This is a genomic window from Klenkia taihuensis, assembly GCF_900112525.1.
Classification (GTDB): Bacteria; Actinomycetota; Actinomycetes; order Mycobacteriales; family Geodermatophilaceae; genus Klenkia; species Klenkia taihuensis.
Genome location: NZ_FOMD01000001.1, coordinates 1,109,213 through 1,128,586, shown reverse-complemented (window position 1 = coordinate 1,128,586; position 19,374 = coordinate 1,109,213). Strand labels below are relative to the sequence as shown.

The 19,374-nt window shown below is 74.4% G+C and carries 17 protein-coding genes; 8 read left to right on the top strand and 9 right to left on the bottom strand.

Annotation, left to right across the window (positions count from 1 at the left end; all coding sequences use genetic code 11):
• Positions 1-131: 131 nt before the first annotated feature.
• Positions 132-1,010 carry a succinate--CoA ligase subunit alpha gene (gene sucD, locus BM158_RS05670; protein ID WP_091555365.1) on the bottom strand — a complete coding sequence of 293 codons (879 nt, stop codon included), beginning with the start codon at positions 1,008-1,010 and terminating at the stop codon, positions 132-134.
• Positions 1,011-1,043: 33 nt separating this feature from the next.
• A complete protein-coding gene (gene sucC, locus BM158_RS05665; protein WP_091555363.1) occupies positions 1,044-2,207 on the bottom strand; it encodes an ADP-forming succinate--CoA ligase subunit beta in 1,164 nt (387 codons plus the stop codon).
• Positions 2,208-2,314: 107 nt separating this feature from the next.
• On the opposite strand from sucC, the gene BM158_RS05660 reads away from it, so the two are divergent.
• A complete protein-coding gene (locus tag BM158_RS05660) occupies positions 2,315-4,144 on the top strand; it encodes a CocE/NonD family hydrolase (RefSeq protein WP_091555361.1) in 1,830 nt (609 codons plus the stop codon).
• Here the strand turns inward: BM158_RS05660 and BM158_RS05655 are convergent.
• Positions 4,134-5,258, bottom strand: a complete 1,125-nt coding sequence (locus BM158_RS05655; protein WP_109504824.1) for a hypothetical protein — start codon at positions 5,256-5,258, stop codon at positions 4,134-4,136. The two genes, BM158_RS05660 and BM158_RS05655, sit on opposite strands and share 11 nt — an antisense overlap.
• 232 nt (positions 5,259-5,490) lie before the next feature.
• On the opposite strand from BM158_RS05655, the gene BM158_RS05650 reads away from it, so the two are divergent.
• Both BM158_RS05650 and BM158_RS05645 read left to right on the top strand, forming a co-directional pair.
• The gene (locus BM158_RS05650; RefSeq protein ID WP_229827626.1) at positions 5,491-6,342 is read left to right on the top strand and encodes an esterase/lipase family protein; all 852 of its coding nucleotides are present in this window, start codon (positions 5,491-5,493) and stop codon (positions 6,340-6,342) included.
• A 176-nt stretch (positions 6,343-6,518) separates the two neighbouring features.
• On the top strand, positions 6,519-7,391 hold the full coding sequence (locus tag BM158_RS05645) for a M23 family metallopeptidase (protein ID WP_091555357.1): 873 nt from the start codon (positions 6,519-6,521) through the stop codon (positions 7,389-7,391).
• Between the two features lie 324 nt (positions 7,392-7,715).
• On the opposite strand, the gene pcrA is transcribed toward BM158_RS05645, so the two are convergent.
• A complete protein-coding gene (pcrA, locus tag BM158_RS05640) occupies positions 7,716-10,007 on the bottom strand; it encodes a DNA helicase PcrA (RefSeq protein ID WP_091555356.1) in 2,292 nt (763 codons plus the stop codon).
• A gap of 217 nt (positions 10,008-10,224) precedes the next feature.
• Between pcrA and BM158_RS05635 the strand changes: the two genes are divergently transcribed.
• A complete protein-coding gene (locus BM158_RS05635) occupies positions 10,225-10,497 on the top strand; it encodes a chorismate mutase (RefSeq protein ID WP_091555354.1) in 273 nt (90 codons plus the stop codon).
• Between the two features lie 46 nt (positions 10,498-10,543).
• On the top strand, positions 10,544-11,281 hold the full coding sequence (locus BM158_RS05630; protein WP_091555352.1) for a PIG-L deacetylase family protein: 738 nt from the start codon (positions 10,544-10,546) through the stop codon (positions 11,279-11,281).
• A gap of 18 nt (positions 11,282-11,299) precedes the next feature.
• On the opposite strand, the gene BM158_RS05625 is transcribed toward BM158_RS05630, so the two are convergent.
• Together BM158_RS05625 and BM158_RS05620 are read right to left on the bottom strand one after the other, a co-directional pair.
• On the bottom strand, positions 11,300-11,947 hold the full coding sequence (locus BM158_RS05625; RefSeq protein ID WP_091555350.1) for a response regulator: 648 nt from the start codon (positions 11,945-11,947) through the stop codon (positions 11,300-11,302).
• Entirely contained in the window at positions 11,944-13,122 is a 1,179-nt protein-coding gene (locus BM158_RS05620) for an ATP-binding protein (protein ID WP_229827627.1), read from the bottom strand. Before BM158_RS05620 ends, BM158_RS05625 begins: the two co-directional genes overlap by 4 nt.
• Positions 13,123-13,246: 124 nt before the next feature.
• On the opposite strand from BM158_RS05620, the gene BM158_RS05615 reads away from it, so the two are divergent.
• Both BM158_RS05615 and BM158_RS05610 read left to right on the top strand, forming a co-directional pair.
• Complete coding sequence (locus tag BM158_RS05615; RefSeq protein WP_091555346.1) at positions 13,247-14,188, top strand: PspC domain-containing protein; 942 nt, start codon at positions 13,247-13,249, stop codon at positions 14,186-14,188.
• Positions 14,181-14,507, top strand: a complete 327-nt coding sequence (locus BM158_RS05610) for a hypothetical protein (protein WP_091555344.1) — start codon at positions 14,181-14,183, stop codon at positions 14,505-14,507. Before BM158_RS05615 ends, BM158_RS05610 begins: the two co-directional genes overlap by 8 nt.
• Before the next feature lie 100 nt (positions 14,508-14,607).
• Here the strand turns inward: BM158_RS05610 and guaA are convergent, their stop codons facing one another.
• The 3 genes from guaA to guaB are packed head-to-tail and all read right to left on the bottom strand — an operon-like array spanning position 14,608 to position 18,841.
• Positions 14,608-16,170: a glutamine-hydrolyzing GMP synthase gene (guaA, locus tag BM158_RS05605; RefSeq protein WP_091555342.1), complete on the bottom strand. Its 1,563-nt coding sequence runs from the start codon at positions 16,168-16,170 to the stop codon at positions 14,608-14,610.
• Between the two features lie 2 nt (positions 16,171-16,172).
• A complete protein-coding gene (locus BM158_RS05600) occupies positions 16,173-17,294 on the bottom strand; it encodes a GuaB3 family IMP dehydrogenase-related protein (protein ID WP_091061478.1) in 1,122 nt (373 codons plus the stop codon).
• Between the two features lie 11 nt (positions 17,295-17,305).
• Positions 17,306-18,841 carry an IMP dehydrogenase gene (gene guaB, locus BM158_RS05595; protein WP_457920185.1) on the bottom strand — a complete coding sequence of 512 codons (1,536 nt, stop codon included), beginning with the start codon at positions 18,839-18,841 and terminating at the stop codon, positions 17,306-17,308.
• 120 nt (positions 18,842-18,961) lie between these two features.
• Here guaB and BM158_RS05590 point away from each other — a divergent pair, with 120 nt between their 5' ends.
• On the top strand, positions 18,962-19,372 hold the full coding sequence (locus BM158_RS05590) for a DUF5319 family protein (protein ID WP_091555340.1): 411 nt from the start codon (positions 18,962-18,964) through the stop codon (positions 19,370-19,372).
• The last annotated feature ends 2 nt before the right edge of the window (positions 19,373-19,374 follow it).

Sequence of the window (19,374 nt, the reverse complement as noted above, 5' to 3'; positions counted from 1 at the left end):
GTGGACGTGATCAGGATGTCAGCATCCGCGACGCATCGTCTCCACGCCCGACACGCCCCGCAACCGCGAGACGGCGGGGCACCCCGGACGAGGGGTGCCCCGCCGTCGGGCGGTGCAGAGGGTGTCGCCGGTCAGGCGCCGACGATCTCCCGCATGAGGCGCGCGGTCTCCGAGGGGGTCTTGCCGACCTTGACGCCGGCGGCCTCGAGGGCCTCCTTCTTGGCCTGCGCCGTGCCGGCCGAGCCGGACACGATGGCGCCCGCGTGGCCCATCGTCTTGCCCTCGGGGGCGGTGAACCCGGCGACGTAGCCCACGACGGGCTTGGTCACGTGCTCCTTGATGAACTCGGCGGCCCGCTCCTCGGCGTCGCCGCCGATCTCGCCGATCATCACGATGGCCTCGGTCTCCGGGTCGTCCTGGAAGGCCTGCAGCGCGTCGATGTGCGTGGTGCCGATGACCGGGTCGCCGCCGATGCCGATGGCGGTGGAGAAACCGATGTCACGCAGCTCGTACATCATCTGGTAGGTCAGCGTGCCGGACTTGGAGACCAGCCCGATCTTGCCGGCCTGGGTGATGTTGGCCGGGATGATGCCGGCGTTGGAGCGCCCGGGGCTGATCAGGCCCGGGCAGTTGGGGCCGATGATCCGGGTGCTCTTGCCCTGGGCGTAGGCCCAGAACTCGGTGGAGTCCTTGACCGGGATGCCCTCGGTGATGACCACGCACAGGCCGATGCCGGCGTCCACGGCCTCGACGACGGCGCCCTTGGCGAACTTCGGGGGCACGAAGACGACGGTGACGTCGGCGCCGGTCTCCTTCATGGCGTCGGCGACCGAGCCGAAGACCGGCACGCTGGTGCCGTCGAAGTCGACGGTCTGGCCGGCCTTGGAGGGGTTCACGCCGCCGACGACCGCGGTGCCGGAGGCCAGCATGCGCTGGGTGTGCTTGCGGCCCTCGGACCCGGTGATGCCCTGGACGATGACCTTGCTGTTCTCGGTGAGGAAGATGCTCATGTTCTGGTGTCCTTCGGGGTCAGCAGGTCGGGGTCAGGCGGCGGCGAGCTCGGCGGCCCGGCGGGCGGCGCCGTCCATGGTGTCGACCACGGTCACCAGCGGGTGGGCGGCCTCGGCGAGGATGCGGCGGCCCTCGTCGACGTTGTTGCCGTCCAGCCGGACGACGAGGGGCTTGGTCGCCTCGTCGCCGAGCATCGACAGCGCCGACACGATGCCGTTGGCGACCGCGTCGCAGGCGGTGATGCCGCCGAAGACGTTGACGAAGACGCTCTTCACGGCCGGGTCGGACAGGATGATGCCCAGGCCGTCGGCCATGACCTGCGCCGAGGCGCCGCCGCCGATGTCCAGGAAGTTGGCCGGGCGGACCCCGCCGAACTCCTCGCCGGCGTAGGCGACGACGTCCAGGGTGCTCATGACCAGGCCCGCGCCGTTGCCGATGATGCCGACCTCGCCGTCGAGCTTGACGTAGTTGAGGTCCTTCTCCTTGGCTGCGGCCTCGAGCGGGTCGGCGGCGGCGACGTCCTCGAGGGCGTCGTGGCCGGCCTGCCGGAACCCGGCGTTCTCGTCGAGGGTGACCTTGCCGTCCAGTGCCAGGACGGTGCCGTCGGGCGCCTTGGCCAGCGGGTTGACCTCGACCAGGGTGGCGTCCTCCTCGGAGAAGACCTCCCACAGCTTGATGGCGATCTCGATGACCTGGTCGCGGACCTCGGCGGGGAACTTCGCCGCGTCGACGATCTCCTCGGCCTTGGCGCGGTCGACGCCGACCGTGGCGTCGACGGGGATGCGGGCCAGCGCCTCGGGCTTGCTGACCGCGATCTCCTCGATCTCCATGCCGCCCTCGACGCTGGCCATGGCCAGGAAGGTGCGGTTGGAGCGGTCGAGCAGGTAGGAGAAGTAGTACTCCTCGGCGATGTCGCTGGCCTGCGCGACCATCACCTTGCGGGTCACGTGGCCCTTGATGTCCAGACCGAGGATGTCGGTGGCGCGGGCCTTCGCCTCCTCCGGGCTGTCGGCGAGCTTGACGCCCCCGGCCTTGCCCCGGCCGCCGACCTTGACCTGGGCCTTGACGACGACCTGGCCCGCGATGTCGCGGGCGATGGCCTCGGCCTGCTCAGGGGTCTCGGCGACGCCGCCGGGGAGCACGGGCACGCCGTGCGCTGCGAACATGTCACGGGCCTGGTACTCGAAGAGATCCACGAGCAGGCACCGTAACGCCCCCGCAACCCCTGCGCCGAACCCTCGTTGCCCTCTATGGGGCGCATCACAGCGTCCGCACACCCGTCACCGTCGACGAGGAGCGCGCCGTGCGCCGAGGAACCACCGCCCTGCTGACCGCCGCCCTGCTGGGCACCGGCGCCGTCACCGCCCCCGCCGCGGCCACGGTCCCGGTGGAGATCGTGCCGCGGGACCTCACGGTCACCGTCACGGGTCTGGGCCCCGCGGGCCGCACCTGCCAGGTCGACGCCGACCTGTACGTGCCCGCCGGGGTGGACGCCGGCTCCCCGGCCCCGGCCGTGCTGACCACCAACGGCTTCGGCGGCACCAAGGCCGACCAGGCCGACGTCGCCCGGGGCCTCGGCGAGCAGGGCTACGTGGTGCTGGCCTACACCGGGCTGGGCTTCGTCGACGGCGACCTGTGCCCGATCACCCTCGACGACCGCGAGCACGACGGGGCGGCGGCCGGCCAGCTGCTGCGGCTGCTGGGCGGGGACCCGTCGGTGCGGGCCGTGGACGACGCGACCGGCGCGACCGTCGTCGTCGACCAGGTGGTCCGGCAGGACGACGTCACCGGCACCCCGTTCGACCCCGCCGCCGGGATGATCGGCGGCTCCTACGGCGGCCAGGTGCAGTTCGCCACCGCCGCGGTGGAGCACGCCGCGGGCACCGACCGGCTGGACGCCGTCGTCCCGCTGATCACCTGGAACGACCTGGCCTACTCCCTGGCCCCGGAGAACGGCGCGGTCTCCCCCACCTCGGTGACCTCGACCGGCACCGGCGTCCCGAAGTACCAGTGGATGGCGCTGTTCACCGTCCTCGGCGTCGCGAACGGCCTGCAGGACCTCCCGGCGGTCACCGACCCGGCGCAGCTGGCGGGCCTGGCCACCGGCGACTGCGCGAACTTCGACGCGCGGGTCTGCACCGCCCTGCTGGAGGTGGCGACGACCGGCTACCCGAGCGCGGCGTCGACGGCGTTCCTGCGGGAGCGGTCGGTGGCCTCCTACGTGTCCGACGTCCGCGTGCCGACCCTGCTCGCGCAGGGCCAGGCCGACACCCTGTTCGACCTGCAGGAGTCGGTGGCCACCTACACCGCGCTGCGCGACCAGGGGACGCCGACGGCGCTGGTCTGGCAGTCCTGGGGGCACAGCGACCTGACCCCGCAGCCGGGCGAGCTGGACATGCGCCACCCGGCGGAGTCCGTGCAGGGCCGGCAGGTGCTGGCCTGGTTCGACCACTTCCTGCGCGGGGAGGGCCCGGCTCCCCAGCTCGGCTTCTCCTACTACCGCGACTGGGTGCACGAGCAGACCGGCGACGTCGCGGCCGCCTACGCGCACGCCGACGCCTACCCGGTGGGCGCCACGGAGACCCTGCACCTGTCCGGCAGCGGTGACCTGGTCGCCGACCCGGCCGCCGTCGTCGCCGGGTCGGCGTCCTGGAGCTCGGTGGCGCCGGTGGGGCCGAACTACACCGAGACGTCCTTCCTGGACCAGACCGGCCCGGTCACCGACCCGCCGGGGACGGCGGTGCGGTTCACCTCGCCGCCGCTGACCGCGCCGGTCGACGTCGTCGGGTCGCCCCGGCTGACGGTCACGCTGGAAACGCCGACGGTCGCCGGCACCCAGCTTCTGGGCCCCGGCGGCCAGCTGGTGCTGGTCGCCAAGCTCTACGACGTCGGGCCGGACGGCGTGGTGGAGCTGCCGCACCGGCTGGTCAGCCCGGTGCGGGTGGCCGACGTGACCGCGCCGGTGACGGTCCAGCTGCCGGGGGTCGTGCACCGGTTCGAGGCCGGGCACTCCCTCGCCGTCGTGCTGGCCGGGGGCGACCTGGCCTACCGGGGGTCGACGCTGCCGCAGCCGGTGGTGCTGCGCACCGGTCCCGGTGTGGCCGGGGAGCTGCAGCTGCCGGTCACCGGCTGAGCGGGGCGTCCTCGTCGTCGAGCTCGTGCGGCCCGGCGACGGGGGTGCGCTCCCTCGGCTGCCAGCGCCAGGCCAGCAGCGCCAGGCCGGTGCTGGCCACGCCGAGCAGCAGCAGGCCCGTCCCGGGCAGCGTCCACGCCAGGTCCAGGGAGTGCAGTGCGTCCCGCAGCCCGGACAGACCCGCCTGCAGGACGGCGACGCCCACCGCGAGCAGCCCGCCGACGGCGGCGAGGCGCGGCCGCAGCGACGCCGACACGACCGCGGCCAGCAGCAGCGCCGCGGCCAGCAGCAGCCCACCCAGCAGCGCCACCCCGGGGCGCTCGAGCAGGGCCCGCGGCCCCTCGGTGGTCACCACGGTCACCAGCCCGGTGGCCGGGTCGGTCACCAGCTGGTCGGTGACGTCGGCCGCCGGCAGGGCCAGGCAGAGCACGGTGCCCGCGCCGGCCAGCACCCCGGCCCCGGCGAGGGCGGGGCGCAGCGGGTCGAGCCGGCCGGCGTCCTCCATGACCGTGCGCCCGAAGGCCACGACGGCGACCACCCCGGCCAGCACGGTCAGGCCGAGGGCGACCACGCCCAGCAGCCACCCCGGCCCGGTCGTCACGGTGGAGGTGACCACCAGGTCACCGGCCAGCACCTCGACGCCGGGCCGGGTGGTCGACGCCAGGCCCTGGTAGAGCTCGATGAGCAGCCGCCCGACCGCCAGCGCCCCGGCGGCGCCGGCGTAGGCCAGCCCGAACCGCGGCACCCGGGCGGTCGCGGTGAGCGACCCCACCGCGAGGGCCACCAGCGGGGTGAGCAGCGCGACGAGCACGTCCAGCGGCCCGGTCGCCAGCGAGAGCGCCCGGCCGTCGACGTCCAGGTAGGTAGGGAACACCCCGACGGCGCCGACCAGGCCGGCCAGCGCGAGCAGGGCACCGGCCAGCCGGGCGGTGGGCGGCACGGTGCCGGTCACCAGGCCGTCGCCGGGCGGCGTCGCCTGCCTGCCCCGGGCGCCCGGTGCGCCGCGACCGCCCCGGGCGTCGGCGGTCCGCCGCGCCGCGGGGGTCCGGCGGGCAGCGGGGGTCCGGGCACCGCCGGGACGGCGCTGCGGGTCTCCGGTCCTGCGGGTGGCCACGGGAGTCCTCCTCGGGGTGCGACCGGCGGCGGCCGTGACCGCATCGTGATCGTGTCGTCTGGTGCCCATGTGTGACGTCGAGCACACGAGGGCATTACCGTGCCGTGAACGGGGCAGGAATTCGTGAGCCCCGCCACAGCTCGACCGCAGCCTCCTGCGGTCCGACACGACCCGGGAGGTGCCGGTGACGACGTCCGCGTCCGCCCCAGCGTGGCACGCGACCCCCGCCGTCGTGGCGAGCGGCGTGTCCGGCGTGGCCCGCGCGGCGCGGACCGTCCGCCAGCTGTGCACCCCCTCGGTGCTGGCCGGCGGGCTGACCGAGCTGGCCTGGGTCAGCGCGCACGCCCTGCTGTGGCCGCTGGGCACCCGCCCCGAGACCCCGGCGGTCGACGACCGCATCCGTCCCGAGTGGCAGCCGCCCGCGGTCCGCGCGTTCTTCGCCGGCGACCCGCTGGCCGCCCGCGTCCCGGTCGTGCTGGTGCACGGCATGGTCGACAACCGGTCGGTGTTCACCGTCATGTCCCGCGCGCTGCGGCGGCGGGGCTTCACCTCGGTGAGCACCTGGAACTACAGCCCGCTGGTGCAGGACGTCCGGGTCGCCGCCCGCCAGCTCGAGGAGCACCTGGCCCGGGTCTGCGAGGACAGCGGCCACGACCGGGTGCACGTGGTGGGCCACAGCCTGGGCGGCATCGTGGCCCGCTGGCTGATGCAGTGCGGCGGCAGCGACCGGTTCGCCTCCCTGACCACCCTGGGCTCGCCGCACGGCGGCACCCTCTGGGCGCACGCGGTGCCCACCCCTCTCATCCGCCAGCTGCGCTCGGGCTCGGACCTGATGGCCGAGCTCGCCCGCCCGGCACCGGGGATCGACGTCCCGGTCACCGCGGTGTGGAGCGACCTGGACCAGCTGGTGCTGCCCGTCGCGCACGGCCGCTGCGACCACCCCGACCTCGACGCCCGGAACGTCGCCGTGCACGGGGTGGGCCACATGTCGTTGCCGATCCACCGGGGCGTGGTCGACGAGGTCGCCGCCACGCTGGCCGGGCACCGGTCCGGGGCGACCGGCCGCGACGTCGCCGTCGCCTGAGCCGTTCCCCGGGCCGTTCGCGGCCGGGATCACGGTCGGTGAGCACAAGTCGACTCAGCGACACGCCGGACCGCCTCCCCGCCCCCTCCGGTGACCCGTGGTGACATTCCGGTCACGCGGTCGGCATCTCCGCCGGCGCTCGTCACTCCTCCGACGGACCGGAAGGCGGTACCCCCATGTCCCGCTCCCGCGACCTGGTCGGCCCTCCCCGACCCGGGCGTCCGGTCCGCGACCGGTCGGTGCTGGACGTCCCCGCGCTGGACCTGTCCGCGCTGGAGGACCTGCCGACGCCGCGCACCCCCGCCGACGACGCGCTCGCCGCACCCACCGGCCGCGTCGAGGTCCTCACCAGCCGGCCCGCCGCGCCGCAGCGCGGGCGCCACCGGGTGCCCCGCCCGCCCCGCCGCCGCGGCGGCCTGCTGCTGGCCGCGCTGACCGCCGGCGGTGTGCTCGCCGCCGCCGTCGGGGGCACCGGCGCGACCGCACCGACGAGCGTGGCCGCCGCCGACGCCGCGGACTACGGCCTGTCGGCCACCGACGCGAACTTCGCCGGCGGCATGGACGACGCCGACGCCCGCCGCGAGATCACCGCCGCCGAGGCGCAGGCCCGCCTGGACGACCTGGCCGCCTCCCGGGCCGCCCGCGAGCCCGCCTTCGTGCTGCCGACCGACGGCGTGATGACGACCTGCTTCTGCCAGCGCTGGGGCCAGATGCACTGGGGCATCGACCTGGCCGCCCCGCTGGGCACCCCGATCCTGGCCGCCGCGGACGGCGTCGTGCTGCGGGCCGGGCCGGCCACCGGCTACGGCAACGCCATCTACATCCAGGACGCCGACGGCAACGTCGAGATCTACGGCCACATGCGGTACCTCTACGTCGAGGCCGGGGACGTCGTCTCCGCCGGCGACCTCATCGCCAAGGTGGGCAGCGAGGGCCAGTCGACCGGCCCGCACCTGCACTTCGAGATCCACCTCGGCTCGATGACCGGCCGCCCCACCGACCCCGAGGCCTGGCTCGCCGACCGGGACATCACCGTCCGCGGCGCCTGACCTGGCCCCTGCGATCCTCCGGATCGCGACCCGGCCCCCGGCCCGGCACCACGGCACCCCACCGCCGTTGATCTTGCAGAACCGCACCGGCGACACGCCGTCCACCAGCGTGTCCATGGTGCCGAACTGCAAGATCGGCGATGTGTCGGCCCTGTTCGCGCCCCACGCCCTGGGTCGTGCCCGTGGGGGCCGGAGCCCCCGCCGACCCCGGGCAGAGCCCCGGCCGGCCGGGCGCCCTCCGCTCAGCCGGTACCTGGCTCGTGGCCGCGGTCCGATCCGGAGTATCGCGATGCAGTCGGTCGTGCCGTCGCAGGAGCGGAGCTCCTACAACTTCACGACCGGGGCGTAGCGGAGGACGAGGCGCTTGGTGCCGCCGGAGCCGAAGTCGACGGTGGCCTGGGCCTTGTCACCGACGCCGTTGACCTCGACGACGGTGCCGAGGCCGAACGCGTCGTGGCTGACCCGGTCGCCGACGTCGACGCTGATGACCTGACGGTTGCCCGCACCGCCGCGCAGCCCGCCGGTGGACAGCCCCGTGGCGGCCACCCGGCGCTGGGCCGACCCGAAGGACGCCGAGGGCTTGGGGTCCACGCCGGTCCAGTGCACGGCGTCGTCGGGGAGCTCGTCCAGGAACCGGGACGGCGGGTTGTAGGCCGGCTGGCCCCACGAGGTGCGCACCGTCGCCCGCGACAGGTACAGCCGCTCGCGGGCGCGGGTGATGCCGACGTAGGCCAGCCGGCGCTCCTCCTCCAGCTCCTTGCTGTCGCCCAGGGCGCGCAGGTGCGGGAAGACGCCGTCCTCGAGCGCGGTCAGGAAGACGACCGGGAACTCCAGGCCCTTGGCGGTGTGCAGCGTCATCATCGTCACCACACCGGCGTCGTCGCCGCTGACCGGGATCTGGTCGGCGTCGGCGACCAGCGACACCTGCTCGAGGAAGTCGGTGACGCTGCCCTCGGGGTTCACCGCCTCGAACTCGGCGGCGACGCTGACCAGCTCGTGCAGGTTGTCCACCCGGCCCTCGTCCTGCGGGTCGGTGGAGGCCTCGAGCTCGGACAGCAGCCCGCTGCGCTCCAGGATCGACTCCAGCAGCGCGGAGGGTCCCGAGCCGGTGGCCAGCAGGTGCTCGAACTCCTCGAGCAGCGACACGAACTCCTGGATGTTCTTCAGCGACCGGGTGGCCAGCCCCGGCGCCTCCTCGGCCCGGCGCAGCGCGGTGGCGAAGGCGATCCGCTCCCGGTCGGCGAGGGTCTCCACGCACGCCTCGGCGCGGTCGCCGATGCCGCGCTTGGGGGTGTTGAGCACCCGGCGCAGGCTGACCACGTCGGTGGGGTTGCTGACCACCTTGAGGTAGGCCAGCGCGTCGCGGACCTCCTTGCGCTCGTAGAAGCGCACCCCGCCGACCACCTTGTAGGGCATGCCGACCCGGATGAACACCTCCTCGAAGACGCGGGAGGCGTTGTTGGTGCGGTAGAAGACCGCGATGTCCTTGGGCTTGGCCAGGCCGTCGTCGACCAGCTTGTCGATCTGCTCGGCGACCCAGGCGGCCTCGTCGTGCTCGTTCTCCCCGACGTAGCCCTCGATGAGCTCGCCGTCGCCGGCGTCGGACCACAGGTTCTTCGGCCGCCGGGCGGTGTTGCGGGCGATCACCTGGTTGGCCGCGCGCAGGATGCGCTGGGTGGAGCGGTAGTTCTGCTCCAGCACGATGGTGGTGGCCTCGGGGTAGTCGCGCTCGAACTCGTCGATGTTGCGGATCGTGGCGCCGCGGAAGGCGTAGATGGACTGGTCGGCGTCGCCCACCACGCACAGCTCGGCCGGCGGCACCGGCCCACCGGGGAACCCCACGAGCTCGCGGACCAGGGCGTACTGCGCGTGGTTGGTGTCCTGGTACTCGTCGACCAGCACGTGCCGGAACCGGCGCCGGTAGTGCTCGGCGACGTCGGGGAAGGCCTGCAGCAGGTTGACCGTGGTCATGATCAGGTCGTCGAAGTCCATGGCGTGCGCCTCGCGCAGCCGCCGCTGGTACAGGGCGTAGACGTCGCGCAGCACCTTCTCCGGCGCCGTCTGCGGGTTGAACGACTCCTCGTCGACCAGCTCGTTCTTCAGGTTCGAGATCTGCGCGGCGAGGCTGCGGCCGGGGTAGCGCTTGGCGTCGAGGTCGAGGTCGCGGGCCACCATTGTCATCAGCCGGACCGAGTCGCCCTGGTCGTAGATGGTGAACGAGCTCTTCATGCCGAGCTTGTCGGCCTCGGCGCGCAGGATGCGCACGCACATCGAGTGGAAGGTCGACACCCACATCGCCCGGGCCCGCGGGCCGACCAGCTGGGCCACCCGCTCCTTCATCTCGCCGGCGGCCTTGTTGGTGAAGGTGATCGCCATGATCTCGCCGGGGTGCGCGCCGCGGGCACCGAGCAGGTAGGCGATGCGGTGGGTGAGCACCCGGGTCTTGCCCGACCCGGCGCCGGCCACGATGAGCAGCGGGCCGCCCTCGTGCACCACCGCGTCGCGCTGCGGGCCGTTGAGCCCGGCGAGCATCCGCTCCAGCTCGCGGCCGACCTGGCCGGACGTCTGGCGGGGCAGGGCGGCGGTTCCGGGGAGGGAGATCTGGGGGCTGCTCATGACGACGTCGAGCTTAGGCGCCGGCACCGACATTCCCCCGGGGCCGCGAGGTGTGGCAGACTCCCCTCCGTGCTGAGCGCGCGCGAGTTTTACTACGGCCACCGGGTACCGGTCGCCGTCCCTCAGCGCTAGCCACTGACAGACGAACCCCGGGCCCACGAGCCCGGGGTTCCTTCGTCTCCGGGGTCCGACGGCCCTCCCACCCAGGAGGAACCCCATGAGCACGACCACCGACACCACCGTGGACGCCGCCGCCCGCATCGGCGAACTGCGCGGCGACATCGACGCCTGCGACGCCGAGATCATCCGGCTCGTGCAGCAGCGGCTCGCCATCTCCCAGGAGATCGGTGCGCTGCGCCGCTCCACCGGCGGCACCCGGCTGTCCCTGGCCCGCGAGCAGCAGGTGCTGGCGAAGTTCCAGCAGGCCCTGGGCACCGACGGTGCCGCGCTGGGCATGATGCTGCTCCGCCAGGGCCGCGGCCGGCTCTGAGCCGCACGGGGGAACACCGGGCTGCCCGGGCTGCTTCACTCCCCTCGTGAGCTCCCCGCAGCGTCCCCCCGCCGAGCACGTCGAGCGCGCCCTGTGCGTGCTCGCCCACCCCGACGACGTCGACTTCGGCAGCGCCGGCACGGTCGCCACCTGGACCGCGGCCGGCACCGAGGTCACCTACCTGATCGTCACCGACGGCGACGCGGGCGGGTTCGACGACACCCCCCGCGAGGAGATGCCGCGGCTCCGGCAGGCCGAGCAGCGGGCGGCCGCGGCGGCCGTCGGCGTCACCGACGTCCGGTTCCTCGGCTACCCCGACGGCCGGCTCGAGCTCACCCTGGACCTGCGCCGCGACATCAGCCGGGTGATCCGGCAGGTCCGCCCGCAGCGGGTGCTGACCTCCTCGCCCGAGCGGATGTACGACCGGATCGGGGCCAGCCACCCCGACCACATGACGGTCGGCGAGTCCACGCTGCGCGCGGTCTACCCCGACGCCCGCAACCCCTTCGCCTTCCCCGAGCTGCTCGCCGACGAGGGCCTGGACGCCTGGGCCGTCGCCGAGGTGTGGCTGGGCGCCAGCCCGCGCACCGACCACGCCGTCGACGTCACCGACGTGGTCGAGCGGAAGTTCGCCGCGCTGGAGTCGCACGTCACCCAGGTCGCGCACCAGCCCGAGGGCCAGCTGCGGGAGTTCGTGACCGGCTGGATGCGGCAGACCGCCGCCCGGCACCGGCTGCCCGAGGGCCGCCTCGCCGAGGCCTTCCAGGTGGTGCACACCGCCTAGGTCGACGCGACCCGGGGGTCAGGCGAGCTTGCGGTCCACCGCCCAGCGGGTGAGCTCGTTGCGGTTGGACAGCTGCAGCTTGCGCAGCACGCCCGAGGCGTGCGACTCCACCGTCTTCACCGAGATGAACAGCCGCTGGCCGATCTCGCGGTAGGTGTAGCCGCGGGCCAGCAGCTGCATGACCTCCCGCTCCCGCGCCGACAGCAGGTCCAGGCCGGGGTCGACGTCCGGCTCGGGGGTGGGGGCGGCCGGCCCGGCGGCGAAGGCGTCCAGCACGAAGCCGGCCAGCCGGGGGGAGAACACCACGTCGCCCTCGGCCACCCGGGCGACCGCGTCGCGCAGGTCGGGGCCGCTGATCGTCTTGGTGACGTAGCCGCGCGCGCCGGCCCGGATGACGGCGATGACGTCCTCGGCGGCGTCGGAGACCGACAGGGCCAGCCACCGGACGTCGGGGAGCTCGGCGCGCAGCGTCTCCAGCACCGCGCGCCCTCCCCCGCCGGGCAGGTGCACGTCGAGCAGCACGACGTCGGGGCGGGTGGCCCGCACGCCCGCGACGGCCTCGGCGACGTCGGCGGCCTCGCCGACCACCTCGACGGCGTCGCCCAGCTCGGCGCGCACCCCCGAGCGCACCATGGCGTGGTCGTCGACCAGGAACACCCGTGTCACGTCGTCCTCCTCGGCAGCACCAGCTCGACCTCCGTGCCGGCGCCCGGCGCGGTGTGCACCGTCGCGGTGCCGCCGACCCGCTGCAGCCGCCCGACCACGGAGTCCCGCAGCCCACGGCGGTCCTCGGGCACCCGGTCGGGGTCGAACCCCGCACCCCGGTCGCGCACGTAGACGGTGACCGCGTCGGGGGCGACCTCGGTGTAGAGGTCGACCGAGGACACCCCGGCGTGCTTGGCGGCGTTGACCACCGCCTCGCGGGTCGCCCGCGCCAGCGCCTCCACGGCGTCGTCGACGTCCAGGTCACCCACCACGACCGGGTCGACGGCGACCTCGTGGTCGGCCTCCACCTCGGCCACCAGCTCGGACACCCGGCCGGCCCAGGTACCCCCCTCGGCGGCGCGCGGGTCGTACAGCCAGCTCCGCAGCTCGCGCTCCTGGCCCCGGGCCAGCCGGGTGACCTGCGCGGGGTCGCCGGCGTGCTTCTGCACCAGCGCGAGGGTCTGCAGCACCGAGTCGTGCAGGTGCGCGGCCACCGCGGCCCGCTCCTCCGAGCGGATCCGGGCGGCGCGTTCGTCGGCGCGGGAGTCCAGCAACCGGCGCCACAGCGGCGCGGTCGCGAGCACCACGCCGACCAGCACCACGACGGTGGCCACGAAGCCGTTGCGGGCGTTGACCAGCTGGCCGGTGGTGGCCAGCAGCAGCACCAGCCCACCGCCGGCCAGCAGCACGCCGACCACCAGGCCCCACCGGGCCGACCGGGCGTCGGCGCGCTCGGTGTCCAGCTGGTACCAGATGACGGCGAGCCCGGCCCCGGCCAGCACCAGGGGGACGACGACGTCGCCGCGCGTCAGGGTGTCCAGCCGGCTGGACAGGCCCAGCGCCAGCACGCCCAGCGCGACGAGCCCGAGCAGCTGCCGTCCGCTGGCCCGCGGTGGGCGCTGCGGGCGCTCGTAGTCGGCCGGCGCGGCCTTCATGGTGAACCAGAGCAGCGCGTAGGCGACCACGCCGACGCCCGAGATGCCCAGCAGCACGAACGCGACGCGGGCGACCACCGGGTCCAGCCGCAGGTGGTCGGCGGTGCCCGCGGCGACCCCGCCGAGCACGCGGCCGCGGCGGGCCCGCAGCAGCGGCGGCCGGTCGGCGCGGACGCCTGCCGGGGGCGCGGTCGTGGTCACCGGTCCATCGTGCCCCGGGCCGCCGGGCGGGCACATCGGGGAACACCCTGAGGGGGCGGAACCGGGGTCGGACCGGGGTGTTCCCCGATACCGTCGGGTCCCCGACGCACGGAGGGTGGACGCCATGACGACTCCGTCCCCGCCGCAGACCCCTCCGCCGCCGCTGCCGCCCTTCCCCGAACCGCCCGCCGGCGGCACCCCGCCCCCGTACCAGCCGGCCCGGCCCCCGCTGCGCCGCAGCCGGACCGACAAGGTGATCGGCGGTGTCGGCGGCGGCCTCGCCGAGTACACCGGCATCGACGCGCTGCTGTGGCGGGTCGGGTTCATCGCCCTGGTCTTCGCCGGCGGCACCGGGTTCCTGGTCTACCTGCTGCTGTGGTTGCTCATGCCGGCCCGCCCGGTCGACCCGGGTGCACCGCAGCCCGGGCCGCGGGCGGTCGAGCCCCGCTCCCCCGTCCCCGGGGTGACCGTGGCGGCCCTGCTGATCGCCCTCGGCGTCACCGCCCTGGTCGCCTGGGCCACGCCGTGGAGCCCCGGCCCGGTGGTCTTCCTGTCGATCGCGCTGCTCGTCGTCGGCCTCGGGCTCGGGGTGGGCGCGTTCGTCGCCGGCCGCGCGGCCCGCGGGCCGCTCGTGGCCCTGGGCGTGCTGCTGACCTTCGCGGTGGTCGTCGCGTCCGCCGGCCACGGCTGGTCCGACCGGACCCGCGGCGGGGTCGGTGACCGCAGCTACGCCCCGGCCACCGCCGACGCGGTGCGCGCGGACTACCGCAGCGGGGTCGGCGACACCGAGCTCGACCTGACCGGCATCGACCTGGCTGACCTCACCGCGCCGATCACCACCACGATCGACGCCGGCATCGGGGACGTCGAGGTCGTGGTCCCGCGCTCGGCCGACGTCCAGGTGGACGTGCAGAACGGGGTGGGCGAGGCGGACGTGTTCGGCGACGGGTCGCAGGGCGGCTTCTTCCCGGGCACCGGGTCGCGGCCGTGGACCGGGGACAGCACCCCCGAGATCGTGTTGACGATCCAGTCGGGCATCGGCGACGTGACGGTGTCCCGTGGCTGAGCCGACCGACCCCCGCACCCCCGCCACCAGCGAGCAGGAGACCACCGTGCACCCCGACACCGACCGCCGCGACACCGCCGTCCTCACCGACGGCAGCACCGGCTGGACGCCCCAGCCCGCCGCCGCGCCGGCCCCGCGCCGCCGCTCCCCCGACCTGCTGGCGCTGACCGCAGGCGTGGTGTTCTGCCTGGTCGCCGTCCTCGGTCTGGTCGGCACCTCGCTGCCGGGCTGGGTGTTCGGCGGCGGGTTCGTCGCCGTCGTCCTCGTCGTGGCCGGCGTCGGGCTGCTGGTCAACGAGCTCCGCAAGCCCCGGGGATGACCGGTCCTCCTGCACCGGAGTCCGTCCTCCTGCACCAGATCTGGCGCAGGGGGACGGACTTCGACCAGGTCCCCTGATCAACGCTGCGGGGCGGAACCGCTCACTCCCACTCGATGGTGCCCGGGGGCTTGCTGGTCACGTCCAGCACCACCCGGTTGACCTCGGCCACCTCGTTGGTGATCCGGGTCGAGATCCGCTGCAGCACGTCGTAGGGCAGCCGGGTCCAGTCCGCGGTCATCGCGTCCTCGCTGGACACCGGCCGCAGCACCACCGGGTGGCCGTAGGTGCGGCCGTCGCCCTGCACACCCACCGAGCGGACGTCGGCCAGCAGCACCACCGGGCACTGCCAGATCTCCCGGTCCAGCCCGGCGGCGGTGAGCTCGGCGCGGGCGATCGCGTCGGCCCGGCGCAGGGTGTCCAGCCGGTCGGCGGTCACCTCGCCGACGATCCGGATGCCCAGGCCCGGCCCGGGGAACGGCTGCCGCCAGACCAGCGACTCGGGCAGGCCCAGCTGCAGGCCGACCGCGCGCACCTCGTCCTTGAACAGCGTGCGCAGCGGCTCCACCAGGCTGAACGTAAGGTCCTCGGGCAGGCCGCCGACGTTGTGGTGGCTCTTGATGTTCGCCGTCCCGGTGCCGCCGCCGCTCTCGACGACGTCGGGGTAGAGCGTGCCCTGGACCAGGAACTCCACGGTCTCCCCGTGGGCCTGGGCGTCGGCGACCACGTCGGTGGCGGCCTGCTCGAAGACCCGGATGAACTCCCGGCCGATGATCTTGCGCTTCTGCTCGGGGTCGCTGACCCCGGCCAGCGCGGTGAGGAACTGCTCGCGGGCGTCGACCACCCGCAGGTCGGCGCCGGTGACGGCGACGAAGTCGCGCTCGATCTGCTCGGTCTCGCCCTCGCGCATCAGCCCGTGGTCGACGTAGACGCAGGTCAGCCGGTCGCCGATGGCGCGCTGCACGAGGGCTGCGGCGACCGCGGAGTCCACGCCGCCCGACAGCGCGCACAGCGCCCGCTTGTCGCCGATCTGCGCGCGGACCGCCTCGACCTGGTCCTCGACGACGTTGGCCGTCGTCCAGGACTTCTCGAGCCCGGCGATGTCGAACAGGAAGTGCTCGAGCACGGTCTGGCCGTGCGCGGTGTGCTTGACCTCGGGGTGGAACTGCACGCCGGCGAGCTTGCGGTCGACGTCCTCGAAGGCCGCGACCGGGGCGCCGGTGGAGGTGGCCGTGACGGTGAACCCGGGCGGGGCCGCCGACACCGCGTCGCCGTGGCTCATCCACACCGACTGCTCCAGCGGGGTCTCCCCGAACAGCCGGTTCGCGGTGGTGACGGTCAGCGGGGTGCCGCCGTACTCCCGGTCGCCGGTGTGCGCGACGGTGCCGCCGAGGGACTGCGCCATCGCCTGGAAGCCGTAGCAGATGCCGAACGCCGGGACCCCGGCCTCGAACAGCGCCGGGTCGACCTGCGGGGCCCCCTCGGCGTACACCGACGACGGCCCGCCGGACAGCACGATGGCCGCCGGCTTGCGGGCGAGCACCTCGGCGACGGGGACGTCGGAGCCCACCAGCTCGGAGTAGACGCCGGCCTCGCGGATGCGGCGGGCGATGAGCTGGGCGTACTGGGCGCCGAAGTCGACGACCAGGACCGTGGGGAAGTCCATCCTCAGCCCCCGATGACCAGGTCGACCCGCTGGAACTCCTTGAGGTCCCGGTAGCCGGTCTTGGCCATCGTGCGGGCCAGCGCGCCGAACAGGTTGGTCCGGCCGTCGGCCTCGACCGCCGGCCCGTTGAGCACCTGCTCCAGCGGCGCCGCGGCGGGCACCGGGGCGTCCACCACGCCGCGGGGCAGCCGGGGGTGCGCGGCGACGGAGTCCCACCAGGCGCCGCCGGCCGGGGCCTCGGCCGCCGAGCGCAGCGGCTCGCCGAGCTGGACGGCGTCGGCCCCGCAGGCCAGCGCGCGGGCGATCGCCCCGGAGGTCTCGATCGCGCCGTTGGCGATGACGTGCACGTACCGGCCACCGGTCTCGTCCAGGTAGTCCCGGCGGGCCGCAGCGGCGTCGGCGATCGCGGTGGCCAGCGGCACCCGCACACCCATCACGGCGTCGCCGGTGGACGCGCTGTCGGCGCCCACGCCCACGATGACCCCGGCCGCGCCGGTGCGCATGAGGTGCAGCGTGGTCTGGTAGTCCGCCGCCCCGCCCACGATCACCGGGACGTCGAGGTCGGCGATGAACTCCTTGAGGTTGAGCGAGTCGTCCTGGGTGGTGACGTGCTCGGCGGAGACGATCGTGCCCTGGATGACCAGCAGGTCGACCCCGGCCGAGAGCACCGTGGCGGCGAACTGCTCGGTGTGCTGCGGGCTGATCCGCACCGCCGAGGTGACGCCGGAGTCGCGCAGCTCCTTGACCCGGGCGGTGATCAGGTCGGTCTTGACCGGCTCGCGGTAGAGCTCCTGCAGCAGCGCGGTGCTCGACGTCCCCGACGCCGCGGCCTCGCGCAGCTTGGCGTAGACGTCGGCCGGGTCGTCGTAGCGGGTCCACAGACCCTCGGCGTTGAGCACGCCCAGCCCGCCGGCCTGGCCGACCGCGATCGCCGTCGCCGGGCTCATCACGGCGTCCGACGGGCTGGCGACCAGCGGGATGCCGAACCGGAAGGCGTCGATCTGCCAGGCGGTGGACACGTCGTCGACGTCCCGGGTGCGCCGGCTGGGCACGATCGAGACCTCGTCGAGGTCGTAGCCGCGGCGGGCGAAGCGGTTCAGCCCGATCTCGACGTTGTCACGCACTGGCACTGGGGTCACCGGGCCCGGTAGTTGGGAGCTTCGACGGTCATCTGGATGTCGTGCGGGTGGCTCTCGGTCAGGCCGGCCGCGGTGATCCGGGTGAGCTGGCCCTTCTCCTGCAGCTCGGCGACCGTGGCCGCGCCGGCGTAGCCCATGGAGGCGCGCAGGCCGCCGACGAGCTGGTGGGCCACCCCGGACAGCGCGCCCCGGTAGGGCACCTGGCCCTCGATGCCCTCGGGGACGAGCTTGTCGTCGGAGAGGACGTCGTCGGCGAAGTAGCGGTCGCGGCTGTAGGACTGGTTGCCGCGCTTCTGCATGGCCCCGAGCGAGCCCATGCCGCGGTAGGACTTGTACTGCTTGCCGTTCATGAAGACCAGGTCGCCCGGGGCCTCCTCGACGCCGGCGAACAGGCTCCCCAGCATCACCGTGTCGGCACCGGCGACCAGGGCCTTGGCGATGTCGCCGGAGTACTGCAGCCCGCCGTCGGCGATCACCGGCACCCCGGCCGGCTTGCAGGCCAGCGAGGCCTCGTACACCGCGGTGACCTGCGGGACGCCGACGCCGGCGACCACGCGGGTGGTGCAGATCGAGCCCGGCCCGACGCCGACCTTGACGCCGTCGGCCCCGGCGTCGACCAGCGCCTGCGCGCCGGCCCGGGTGGCGACGTTGCCGCCGACCACCTGGATGCCCTGACCCACCCCGGCGAAGTCCTTCTTCACCCGGGTCACCATCTCCAGCACGGCGCGCTGGTGGCCGTGCGCGGTGTCGACCACGAGCACGTCGACGCCGGCGTCGACGAGCAGGCCGGCGCGCTTGTAGGCGTCCTCGCCGACGCCGAGGGCGGCCCCCACCACCAGGCGGTTGTCGGCGTCCTTGGTGGAGTTCGGGTACTGGTCGCGCTTGATGAAGTCCTTGACCGTGATCAGGCCGCGCAGCCGGCCGGCGTCGTCGACCAGCGGCAGCTTCTCCACCTTGTGCTGGCGCAGCAGGGCCAGCGCGGTGTCGCCGTCGACCCCGACGGGGGCGGTGACCAGCGGCAGCGGGGTCATCACGTCGCGCACCAGCCGGTTGGCGTGGTCGGACTCGAAGCGCATGTCGCGGTTGGTGACCATGCCGACCAGCACGCCGTCGCCGTCGACCACGGGGGCGCCGGAGATGCGGTAGCGGCCCGACAGCGCGTCGACCTCGGCCAGGGTGTTGTCCGGGGAGCAGGTCACCGGGTTGGTGATCATCCCCGACTCCGACCGCTTCACCAGGTCGACCTGCCCGGCCTGCTCCTCGGCGGCCAGGTTGCGGTGCAGGATGCCGACGCCGCCGGCCCGCGCCATGGCGATCGCCATCCGGGCCTCGGTGACGGTGTCCATGGCGCTGGACACCAGCGGGATGGACAGCCGGATGCCGCGGGTCAGCAGGGACGAGGTGTCGACCTCGGCGGGGACGACGTCCGAGGCACCGGGCACCAGCAGGACGTCGTCGTAGGTCAGCCCGAGGGGCGCGAACTTCGCGGGGAGCTCGGGGGTGCTGGCGTCGGGCTGCACGGGTGCCGCCACCTCTCGTCCGGGGGACGTCGGGGGGACGTCCGGTGGTACGGCGCCGGGACGGCGCACGGGGACCCCGTCGATCGTAGGCTGCCGCCCCCGTCACACCCCCGGGACGCCTACCCTCGGCCCGTGACCTCGTGGGACGACGCCTTCGGCAGCGACGGCAGCGGCAGCGACGAAGCTCCGCCGCCTCCCCCGCTGACCATGGAGGAGCGCGCCGGGGTGCTGGACGACCTGGCCGAGCTGGAGGTGTTCCGCACCCTCCTCGAGCCCACCGGCGTCAAGGGCATCGTGGTCGACTGCCCCGACTGCGACGAGGAGCACCACGTCGACTGGGCGCTCATGCAGGCCAACCTGCGGCAGCTGCTCGACGAGGGCCAGACCGGCCGGCACGAGCCGCCCTTCGACCCCGACCCCGACGACTACGTCAGCTGGGACTACGCCAGCGGCTACGCCGACGGGGTGGCCGCCCGCGCCGAGGCCGAGGAGCCCCGCGAGGGGCACCCGCCGGGCCGGCACGCCCGTGACGACCAGCCCTAGGC